Annotated in this window: 1 protein-coding gene; it reads right to left on the bottom strand. The window is 75.6% G+C overall.

The features are described from left to right. Positions 1–119: 119 nt before the first annotated feature. Positions 120–1,761, bottom strand: a 1,642-nt coding sequence (locus AAHZ94_RS33615; RefSeq protein ID WP_502964863.1) for a serine/threonine-protein kinase, incomplete at its 5' end; no start/stop codon positions are given.

The following is a 1,761-nucleotide window of genomic DNA, read 5'->3' as shown; positions in this document are numbered from 1 at the left end:
TCGTACCACCGCGGGCCCCGCCACGGCGTCGACCGTACGGACACCGCCGCCAGGGCCGGCCGCACCCGGCCGCCCCGCACCACCGCCGGCCCCGCCGGGACGCCGCCGGCCCCGCTCCCCTACCGGTCCTTGATGTCCAGGTGGGCGACCACGTCCTTGAAGAGCTTTTCGCCGTCCGTGCGCGGCTTGCCCTTGCTCGGCATCTCCACGACCAGTTGCCACTGCACCTTGGAGTCGTTCATGTAGTGCAGTTCGCGGCGGCGCAGGTCAGCCGGGTCGGTCGCGTCGTTGGTGGTGTACGAGGCGGTCAGTTCCGCGGCGTGCAGGCCGTGGTACTTCGTCGCCCGCACCGAACCGTCGACCGACTCCTTCGTCCAGCCGTACTGGTAGTAGTTCTCCCGGTAGTCGGCCAGGAAGGCGTTGGCCTCCTGGAGCGCGGTGGGCTTGTCCTTCTCGTCGGTGACCGGGTCGCGGCGCAGCGTGATGGTGAAGATCTTGCCGGGGTCGGTCAGCTTGATCTCGTCGTCGTTCTCGCTGAGCTCGTAGTCGTCGGGGGCGGCGAGCGTGGCCCGTACCCGCTGCTCGACGTCGACCGTGCGCCAGCCGTCCGGCGCGTCGTCCGACGCGCCGCCGTCGAACGGGTTCACCACCACCAGCACCAGTGCCACGGCCGCAGCCAACACGCCGCCACCCAGGCCGAGTTGGGCCTTGCGGTTGCGGCGCAGCCAGGACGGCGTGCGCGCGGGGGCCGCGTCACCCGCCGCGGGGGCGGGCAGCACGGCGGTGGGCAGCGCCGGCGCCGGGCGGGCCACCGACTCCAGCGTCCGTCGGGCCTCGGCCGCGGTGGGCCGGGCCGCGGCCTCCTTGCGGAGCAACTGCATGATCAGCGTGCCGAGCGCACCGGAGCCGCGGGCCGGCACCTGCGGTTCGGCGGAGAGCACGGCCTGGAGGGTGGCCGGGTGGTGGGAGCGGCGGAACGGGGACATGCCCTCCACCGCCGCGTACAGCACCACGCCCAGCGACCACAGGTCGGACTCGGGTCCCGGCCGCTGCCCGAGCACCCGCTCGGGGGCGATGAACTCGGGCGAGCCGACGAACGCGCCGGTCTCGGTGAGCCCCTGCTCGCCCTCCACCTGGGCGATGCCGAAGTCGGTGAGCACGACCCGCTCGTTGCGACCGAGCAGCACGTTGTCGGGCTTGACGTCGCGGTGCAGGACGCCGGCCTCGTGCGCGGCGGCCAGCGCGCCGAGCACCTCGACGCCGACCCGGGCCGCCTCGCGCGGGTCGAGCGTGCCCTCGGCGAGCACGTCGCCGAGCGACCGGCCGCGCACCAGCTCCATGACGATCCACGGGCGGCCCTCCTCGACCACCACGTCGTGCACGGTGACCACCGCGGGGTGGTCGATCCGGGCCGCGGCGCGCGCCTCGCGCTGCATCCGCTGGTAGACGGTCTGCCGCTCGCGCTCGGGCAGGCTGTCGGGCACCCGCGGCTCCTTGACCGCCACTTCGCGGTCCACCACCTGGTCGTGGGCCTTCCACACGGTGCCCATGCCGCCGTGGCCGAGCCGGGAGACCAGCCGGTAGCGCCCGCCGACCAGCCGGCCGGCGTCGGGGTCGGTCGCGGCGTCCCAGGCGGCGCCGGCACCGGAGCGGGCCGGGGCCGCGGTGGTGCCGGTGGTGGGCGCGGCGGTGGTTGCGGCGGGGGCCGCGGTGCCGGGCGCGGGGGGGGGCCCCGCGGTGGCCCGGGGGGCGGGGGGGCGG

This window comes from Streptomyces sp. HSW2009 (genome assembly GCF_040240285.1).
Taxonomy (GTDB): Bacteria; Actinomycetota; Actinomycetes; order Streptomycetales; family Streptomycetaceae; genus Streptomyces.
The sequence above is the reverse complement of the archived record's forward strand: the minus strand, read 5'-3'. Positions and strand labels throughout refer to the sequence as shown.